Source organism: Streptomyces spongiae (assembly GCF_009377185.1).
GTDB classification, from domain to species: Bacteria; Actinomycetota; Actinomycetes; order Streptomycetales; family Streptomycetaceae; genus Streptomyces; species Streptomyces spongiae.
In genome coordinates, this window is the sequence record NZ_VJZC01000422.1 from 1 (window position 1) to 8,828 (window position 8,828).

Consider the following 8,828-nt stretch of genomic DNA (forward strand, 5'->3'; position numbering starts at 1 on the left):
CCCATACGCTGGTCCCGTGACCCCCGTCGAGCTCTCCCGTACCGTGCTGCGCGCGGTGCGTCGTGCTGTGGACGAGGGGGAGCTGAGCGTGGCGGTGCCGGTACGGGTCGTGGTGACGCCGCCGGGGCCCGGGGGGCGGGGGGACTACGCGACCAACATCGCGTTGCAGCTGGCCCGGCCCGCCGGTCGGCCACCCCGGCAGGTCGCCGAGATCCTGCGTCCCCACATCAGCCGCACGGAAGGCGTCGCCGACGTCGAGATCACCGGTCCCGGCTTCCTCAACATCCATCTCGGCGGGGCCGCCACCGCGGCGCTTGTGCGCAGCATCCAGGCGGGGGCCCACGAGGGCGCGTACGGCCACAGCGACGACCTCCGCGGCGACGTCGTCGAGCTCCGTATCCCGTACGACATCCGCGCCGAAGTCGTCGCCGACGCCCTCGTGCGGATCATCGCCAGTCAGGGCGGCCGTGTCGAGGTCGAGCACGCCGAGCCCGTGAACCTCCGGCCCGTGCCGGCGCCGGAGGACCCCGCGCCGCTCGGGCCCGACGCCGCGCGCTGGGCCCTCCTCCATCCCGCCGTCCACGACCGGCCCCGGGTCACCGCCGATCTTCTGGTGCAGCGGGAGAGCAACCCCCTCTTCAGGGTCCGTTACGCCCACACCCGCGCCCGGGCCCTCCACCGCAACGCCGCCGCCCTCGGCTTCACCAGCACCCCCGGTGACGTACGAGATGCCGACCACCACCTCCCGGCGGACGCCCCGAGCGAGGACGCCACCTCTCTCACCACCGCCCTCGCCGAATACCCCCACGCCCTCTCCCACGCCGCCACGCACCGCGCCCCCGACCGCCTTGCCCGGCACCTCGTCACCGTCGCCGACGCCCTGCTCGCCTTTCAGCACACGGTGCTGCCCCGCGGCGAGCAGAAACCCTCGGCCGCCCACCGTGCCCGGCTGGCCCTCGCCGAAGCCGCCGGGACGGTGCTGGCCGGTGGCCTGTCCCTGCTCGGCATCGACGCACCCGAACACCTCTAGAGAGCCAGCCAAGAACATGAGCCGTTCCGCACACCCCGCAGGGCCCCGTCACGCCGACGTCTTCCCCGAGGGCCACTACTCCGCACCGCCCGCCGACCTCAACACCCTCGACCCCAAGGTGTGGGCACAGACCGTCAGCCGTGGCGCCGACGGTGTCGTCACCGTGGGCGGGATCGATGTGAAGACGCTGGCCGAGGAGTTCGGCACGCCCGCCTACTTCGTCGACGAGGCCGACTTCCGGGCCCGGGCCCGGGCCTGGCGTACCGCCTTCGGGCACGACGCCGACGTCTTCTACGCCGGGAAGGCGTTCCTGTCCCGGGCGATCGTGCGCTGGCTGCACGAGGAAGGGCTCAACCTGGACGTCTGTTCCGGCGGCGAGCTCACCACCGCCCTCTCCGCCGGCATGCCCGCCGACCGCATCGCCTTCCACGGCAACAACAAGTCCACGGCCGAGATCCGTACGGCCATAGAGGCCGGCGTCGGGCGGATCGTGCTCGACTCCTTCCAGGAGATCGTGCGGGTCGCGCACATCGCCCAGGAGCTCGGAAAGCGGCAGCGGGTGCAGATCCGCGTCACCGTCGGAGTGGAGGCGCACACACACGAGTTCATCGCCACCGCCCACGAGGACCAGAAGTTCGGGATTCCGCTCGCGGGCGGGCAGGCCGCCGAGGCCGTGCGGCGGGCCCTTCAGCTCGACGGGCTCGAACTCATCGGCATCCACAGCCACATCGGGTCGCAGATCTTCGACACGTCCGGGTTCGAGGTCGCCGCGCACCGGGTCGTCGGGCTGCTGAAGGACATCCGCGACGAGCACGGCGTCGAGCTTCCCGAGATCGACCTCGGCGGTGGGCTCGGGATCGCGTACACCAGCGACGACGACCCCCGCGAGCCGCACGAGATCGCCAAGGCGCTCAACGAGATCGTGGGCCGTGAGTGCGAGGGGGCGCGGCTGCGCACCCCCCGTATCTCCGTCGAGCCCGGGCGCGCCATCGTGGGGCCGACCGCCTTCACGCTCTACGAGGTCGGCACCATCAAGCCGCTCGACGGGCTCCGTACGTACGTCTCCGTCGACGGCGGCATGTCCGACAACATCCGGACCGCGCTCTACGACGCCGAGTACAGCGTCGCCCTGGTCTCCCGCACCAGCGACGCCGAGCCGATGCTCGCCCGCGTCGTCGGCAAGCACTGTGAGAGCGGGGACATCGTGGTGAAGGACGCGTTCCTGCCCGGCGACCTGGCACCGGGTGACCTCATCGCCGTGCCGGCCACGGGTGCGTACTGCCGTTCCATGGCCAGCAACTACAACCACGCGCTCCGCCCGCCCGTCGTCGCCGTCCACGAGGGCGAGGCCCGGGTGATCGTCCGCCGCGAGACGGAGGAGGACCTCCTGCGTCTCGACGTCGGCTGAGCTCCCACAGCGGACTCGGCAAGAGACCCGGTAACCCGGTGGAAGATCTCCTGTCTTCCCCCGTCGAAAAGATGAAATAGATATCTCACGATCCGGACGGAGGGCAGAAACTCCCGTCCGGTGAGTGAGACTGGTCCCACCGTATTCGGTATGTGAGGAAACGAGGTCGGATGATGCGTACGCGTCCGCTGAAGGTGGCGCTGCTGGGCTGTGGGGTTGTCGGCTCAGAGGTGGCTCGCATCATGACGACGCACGCCGACGACCTCGCCGCCAGGATCGGCGCCCCGGTGGAGCTCGCCGGGGTGGCGGTACGGCGGCCCTCCCGGGTGCGCGAGGGCATTCCCGCCGAACTCGTCACCACCGACGCCACCGCGCTCGTCAAACGCGGGGACATCGACGTCGTCGTCGAGGTGATCGGCGGCATCGAGCCCGCGCGCTCCCTCATCACCACCGCCTTCGAGTACGGCGCCTCCGTCGTGTCCGCCAACAAGGCGCTGCTCGCCCAGGACGGCGCCGCCCTGCACGCCGCCGCCGAGGACCACGACGCGGACCTCTACTACGAGGCCGCCGTCGCCGGTGCCATCCCGCTGATCCGCCCGCTGCGCGAGTCGCTCGCCGGCGACAAGGTCAACCGGGTGCTCGGCATCGTCAACGGAACCACGAACTTCATCCTCGACAAGATGGACTCGACCGGGGCCGGCTATCAGGAGGCCCTCGACGAGGCCACCGCGCTCGGGTACGCGGAAGCCGACCCCACCGCCGACGTCGAGGGGTTCGACGCCGCCGCCAAGGCCGCCATCCTCGCCGGGATCGCCTTCCACACGCGCGTACGGCTCGACGACGTCTACCGCGAGGGCATGACCGAGGTCACCGCCGCCGACTTCGCCTCCGCCAAGGAGATGGGCTGCACCATCAAGCTGCTCGCCATCTGTGAGCGGGCCGGGGACGGTGCCTCCGTCACCGCGCGCGTGCACCCCGCCATGATTCCGCTCGCCCACCCGCTCGCCTCCGTGCGCGGCGCGTACAACGCCGTGTTCGTCGAGTCGGACGCCTCCGGGCAGCTCATGTTCTACGGGCCGGGCGCGGGCGGTGCCCCGACGGCCTCCGCGGTCCTGGGTGACCTGGTCGCCGTCTGCCGCAACCGGCTGAACGGCGCGACCGGGCCCGGCGAGTCGGCGTACGCGGCCCTGCCCGTCTCGGGCATGGGAGAGGTCGTCACGCGGTACCACATCAGCCTCGACGTCGCCGACAAACCGGGTGTTCTCGCCCAGGTCGCCACCGTTTTCGCTGAGCACGGTGTGTCTATCGATACGGTGCGCCAGCAGGGCAAGGACGGCGAGGCCTCCCTCGTCGTCGTCACCCACCGCGCGTCCGACGCCGCCCTGGGCGGGACCGTCGAGGCGCTTCGCAAGCTCGACACCGTGCGGGGTGTCGCCAGCATCATGCGGGTTGAAGGAGAGTAACGAGCAATGACCCACCAGTGGCGCGGAATCATCGAGGAGTACCGGGACAGGCTGCCGGTCTCGGACACCACGCAGGTCGTGACGCTCCGCGAGGGCGGTACGCCCCTCGTACCCGCACAGGTGCTCTCCGAGCGCACGGGCTGTGACGTTCACCTCAAGGTGGAGGGCGCGAACCCGACCGGTTCCTTCAAGGACCGCGGGATGACGATGGCCATCACCCGGGCCAAGGAGGAGGGCGCGAAGGCCGTCATCTGCGCGTCGACCGGCAACACCTCCGCCTCCGCCGCCGCGTACGCCGTACGGGCCCAGATGGTGTCCGCCGTGCTCGTGCCGCAGGGCAAGATCGCGCTCGGCAAGATGGGCCAGGCCCTGGTGCACGGCGCGAAGATCCTCCAGGTCGACGGCAACTTCGACGACTGCCTCACCCTCGCGCGCGAACTGTCCGACAACTACCCGGTGGCCCTGGTCAATTCGGTCAACCCGGTGCGTATCGAGGGCCAGAAGACGGCCGCCTTCGAGATCGTGGACATGCTGGGCAACGCGCCCGACATCCATGTCCTGCCGGTCGGCAACGCGGGCAACATCACGGCCTATTGGAAGGGCTACAAGGAGTACGCGGCCGACGGCGTCGCCGGGCGGACCCCGCGCATGTGGGGCTTCCAGGCCAGCGGCTCCGCCCCGATCGTGCGCGGAGAGGTCGTCAAGGACCCGTCGACCATCGCCACCGCGATCCGCATCGGCAACCCCGCGTCCTGGCAGCTGGCGCTCGCCGCGAGGGACGAGTCGGGCGGCTTCATCGACGAGGTGACGGACCGTGAGATCCTGCGCGCCTACCGGCTGTTGGCCGCGCAGGAGGGCGTCTTCGTCGAGCCCGCCTCCGCCGCGTCCGTGGCCGGTCTGCTGAAGGCGGCCGAGCAGGGCAAGGTCGACCCCGGGCAGACCATCGTGTGCACGGTCACCGGCAACGGCCTCAAGGACCCCGACTGGGCCGTCGCCGGCGCCCCCCAGCCCGTCACCGTCCCGGTGGACGCGGCTACGGCGGCGGAGCGGCTCGGCCTTGCGTAGGCGTTCCACTGGGGTGCGGGAGTGAGTCTGCGGGTCGGTGGGGGCTTGTCGCGCAGTTCCCCGCGCCCCTTATGGGGCGCGGGCACCGCGTTCCGGCGTAAGGAGGGGACCGCTGGGGGATAACCCCGCACGGCACCCGACACGGGGGGCACGGGGGGCTTTCGACACGCATCGTGCGCCTCCTGTGCGCCCTATGTCGCCACAGAACCTTCCTTCGATAGGCTGTACTGAACCCGCCCGCCGCATATGCCGCGGTGCTGCGTCGTCGACAGTGGTCCCCGGATCCCGTCGGCAGCGGCCTGAAGGGTCTTCCGTACGTATCGGATGTCAATCGAACGTCATTCGACAATCTCGCAGCTCAAGGAGAGTCATCGAGCGATGGCCGGTCCAGCGTTCCGCGCCGCCGCCGTCCGGGTGCGCGTCCCCGCCACCAGCGCCAACCTCGGCCCGGGCTTCGACGCCCTCGGCCTGGCGCTGGGTCTCTACGACGACGTGGTCGTCCGGGTGGCCGACTCCGGCCTGCACATCGACATCGCGGGTGAGGGCAGCGAGACGCTCCCGCGTGACGAGAGTCACCTCCTCGTCCGCTCCCTGCGTACCGCCTTCGACCTGCTCGGCGGGCAGCCCCGCGGCCTCGAAATCGTCTGCGCCAACCGCATCCCGCACGGGCGCGGCATGGGCTCCTCCTCCGCCGCCATCTGCGCCGGAATCGTCGCCGCGCGCGCCGTGACCATAGGCGGCGACTCCCGGCTCGACGACACCGCACTGCTCGAACTGGCCACCGAGATCGAGGGCCACCCCGACAACGTCGCGGCCTGTCTGCTGGGCGGTTTCACGCTCTCCTGGATGGAGGGCGGCGCCGCGCGGGCCATCAGGATGGAGCCCGCCGATTCCATCGTTCCGGTGGTTTTCGTACCGGGGAAGCCGGTACTGACGGAGACGGCCCGGGGACTGCTCCCGCGCACCGTCCCGCACGTCGACGCCGCCACCAACGCGGGCCGTGCGGCCCTGCTCGTCGAGGCCCTGACCAGGCGTCCCGAGCTGCTGCTGCCCGCCACCGAGGACCGGCTGCACCAGGAGTACCGCGCCCCGGCGATGCCGGACAGCGCCGCCCTGGTGGAGCGGCTGCGGGCCGATGGAGTCCCCGCGGTGATCTCCGGCGCCGGACCCACGGTCCTCGCGCTGGCCGACGGCGACAGCGCCGACAAGGTGGCCCACCTGGCCGGCCCTGGCTGGGCCGCCAACCGGCTGGAACTCGACGCCCAGGGAGCGAGCGTGCTGCCGCTCGCTGCTTCCGGTGTTGATTAAAAGCGTGCGGTTGCCGGATTTCGAGAGGGGGAATGTTTGTTGGATCCGGTAGTGTTAACCTCAAGTCTGCACCCGACCCCACCATGGCGAGGTGCTTCGTGTCCCCGTCCGGGACAACCTTTCTTCCGGGAGCCTCCCAAATCGCACCGTGTCTCGTACGTCACGCAGTACGTCGTGCGCAGGCGCTGAGCGATCTGTTGAGCACGCTCCGGAAGCGGCGTGACCGAGCCGCGTGACACCGACACTCAGTGCCACGGCTCGGGGAAGCGTCGAATCACCAGAAATCACCTCCGCCGCCTTTGGCGGACCACCGCCCCGGCACGGTCCACACACAAGGACCGAAGCCGGACAGCAAAACCGGTCGCCGAGCCAGACAGGCCGACGTCCGCTCCAGGGAAGGACCCTTCGTGAGCGACACCACCGATCTGATGGGCGCACGTGTCGAGGAGACCGCTGCCGCGCCCGCCACGGACGCCTCCGCGCCTGCCAGCGGTGCCGGCTCGCGGCGGCGCCGCGGTACCGGCCTCGAGGGCATGGTGCTGGCCGAACTGCAGCAGGTTGCATCCGGCCTCGGCATCAGGGGCACCGCGCGTATGCGCAAGAGCCAGCTGATCGAGGTCATCAAGGAGGCGCAGGCGTCCGGGGGTGCCCCGGCGAAGGCCGACGCCACCGCGGAGACCAAGCCGAAGCGCCGCGCCACCTCGAAGGCCCGCACGGGTGAGGACGCCCCCGCCGCGAAGGCCGAGGCTCCCGCCGACAAGAAGGCCGAGAAGGCCACGAAGGCCGCCAAGGCCGAGGCGCCCGCCGAGAAGGCCGTGGCCCAGCAGCAGATCGAGATCCCCGGCCAGCCGCAGCCCGCGAGCGAGGACGCGCCCACCGAGCGCCGCCGCCGTCGCGCCACCGCCGAGGCCGGCAGCCCCGAGACGGTCGCCGCCGAGGCCAAGAGCGAGCCCAAGGCCGAGACCCCGGCCCAGGGGCAGTCCCAGCCGCAGGGCGAGGCCAAGGGTGACGCCGGTGACCAGGGCGGCGAGGGCCGCCAGGGCCGCCGTGACCGCCGCGAGCGCGGCCGGGACCGCGGCGACCGTGGCCGTGGCAAGGGCGACGACCAGCAGGGTGGCCAGCAGCAGCGCGGCCAGCAGCAGGGCCAGCAGGGTGGCGGCGGCCGTCAGGACCGACAGGACCGACAGGACCGTCAGCAGCAGGACGACGACGACTTCGAGGGTGGCCGTCGGGGCCGTCGCGGGCGCTACCGCGACCGCCGTGGCCGCCGTGGCCGCGACGACATCGCCGAGCCGCAGCTCGCCGAGGACGACGTCCTGATCCCCGTCGCGGGCATCCTGGACATCCTCGACAACTACGCCTTCATCCGCACCTCGGGCTACCTGCCCGGCCCGAACGACGTGTACGTCTCCCTCGCCCAGGTCCGCAAGAACGGCCTGCGCAAGGGCGACCACGTCACGGGTGCGGTCCGTCAGCCCAAGGAAGGCGAGCGCCGCGAGAAGTTCAACGCGCTGGTCCGCCTGGACTCCGTCAACGGCATGGCGCCCGAACACGGTCGTGGCCGCCCGGAGTTCAACAAGCTGACGCCGCTGTACCCGCAGGACCGCCTCCGCCTGGAGACGGACCCCGGTGTGCTGACCACCCGCATCATCGACCTCGTCTCGCCCATCGGTAAGGGCCAGCGCGGTCTGATCGTGGCCCCGCCGAAGACCGGCAAGACCATGATCATGCAGGCGATCGCCAACGCCATCACGCACAACAACCCCGAGTGCCACCTGATGGTCGTCCTGGTGGACGAGCGTCCGGAAGAGGTCACCGACATGCAGCGGTCGGTCAAGGGCGAGGTCATCTCCTCGACCTTCGACCGTCCGGCCGAGGACCACACCACCGTCGCCGAGCTCGCCATCGAGCGGGCGAAGCGGCTGGTGGAGCTGGGTCACGACGTCGTGGTCCTGCTGGACTCCATCACCCGTCTGGGCCGTGCGTACAACCTGGCCGCGCCGGCTTCCGGCCGCATCCTGTCCGGTGGTGTCGACTCGACCGCGCTGTACCCGCCGAAGCGCTTCTTCGGTGCGGCGCGGAACATCGAGGACGGTGGCTCGTTGACCATCCTCGCCACCGCCCTGGTGGACACCGGGTCCCGCATGGACGAGGTGATCTTCGAGGAGTTCAAGGGCACGGGTAACGCCGAGCTCAAGCTCGACCGGAAGCTCGCGGACAAGCGCATCTTCCCGGCGGTGGACGTCGACGCGTCCGGTACGCGTAAGGAAGAGATCCTGCTCGGCAGCGACGAGCTCGCGATCGTCTGGAAGCTGCGGCGGGTGCTGCACGCGCTTGACCAGCAGCAGGCGATCGAGCTGCTGCTCGACAAGATGAAGCAGACGAAGTCGAATGCGGAGTTCCTGCTTCAGATTCAGAAGACGACGCCTATGCCTGGTAACGGTGACTAGGCGCCGTTGAGCTTGCGGTTGGTTGTCGGGTGCGGGTGCGTTGTGGCTTGTCGCGCAGTTCCCCGCGCCCCTGAGAGGCCGGTGGCCGCCCCCCTTTCCGGGGG

Annotated in this window: 6 protein-coding genes; all 6 read left to right on the top strand. The window is 70.8% G+C overall.

The genetic code is table 11. The features are described from left to right. Nucleotides 1-16: 16 nt before the first annotated feature. A complete protein-coding gene (gene nrtL, locus FNH08_RS36760; protein WP_322726080.1) occupies nt 17-1,030 on the top strand; it encodes an ArgS-related anticodon-binding protein NrtL in 1,014 nt (337 codons plus the stop codon). A gap of 16 nt (nt 1,031-1,046) precedes the next feature. Continuing rightward, on the top strand, nt 1,047-2,438 hold the full coding sequence (gene lysA / locus FNH08_RS36765; RefSeq protein WP_152775872.1) for a diaminopimelate decarboxylase: 1,392 nt from the start codon (nt 1,047-1,049) through the stop codon (nt 2,436-2,438). 170 nt (nt 2,439-2,608) lie between these two features. Beyond that, nucleotides 2,609-3,901 (top strand): homoserine dehydrogenase, encoded by a 1,293-nt coding sequence (locus FNH08_RS36770; protein WP_152775873.1) that lies wholly within the window; start codon nt 2,609-2,611, stop codon nt 3,899-3,901. 6 nt (nt 3,902-3,907) lie between these two features. Continuing rightward, on the top strand, nt 3,908-4,966 hold the full coding sequence (gene thrC, locus FNH08_RS36775; RefSeq protein ID WP_152775874.1) for a threonine synthase: 1,059 nt from the start codon (nt 3,908-3,910) through the stop codon (nt 4,964-4,966). Nucleotides 4,967-5,344: 378 nt separating this feature from the next. Next, nucleotides 5,345-6,274 carry a homoserine kinase gene (gene thrB, locus FNH08_RS36780; RefSeq protein WP_152775875.1) on the top strand — a complete coding sequence of 310 codons (930 nt, stop codon included), beginning with the start codon at nt 5,345-5,347 and terminating at the stop codon, nt 6,272-6,274. 407 nt (nt 6,275-6,681) lie between these two features. Continuing rightward, nucleotides 6,682-8,724 (top strand): transcription termination factor Rho, encoded by a 2,043-nt coding sequence (gene rho / locus FNH08_RS36785; protein ID WP_322726081.1) that lies wholly within the window; start codon nt 6,682-6,684, stop codon nt 8,722-8,724. Nucleotides 8,725-8,828 lie beyond the last annotated feature (104 nt).

Bases quoted from the DNA above. Each gene is read 5' to 3' on its own strand.
- lysA (WP_152775872.1), top strand. From the start codon at position 1,047: ATGAGCCGTTCCGCACACCCCGCAGGGCCCCGTCACGCCGACGTCTTC.
- FNH08_RS36770 (WP_152775873.1), top strand. From the start codon at position 2,609: ATGATGCGTACGCGTCCGCTGAAGGTGGCGCTGCTGGGCTGTGGGGTT.
- thrB (WP_152775875.1), top strand. From the start codon at position 5,345: ATGGCCGGTCCAGCGTTCCGCGCCGCCGCCGTCCGGGTGCGCGTCCCC.
- thrC (WP_152775874.1), top strand. From the start codon at position 3,908: ATGACCCACCAGTGGCGCGGAATCATCGAGGAGTACCGGGACAGGCTG.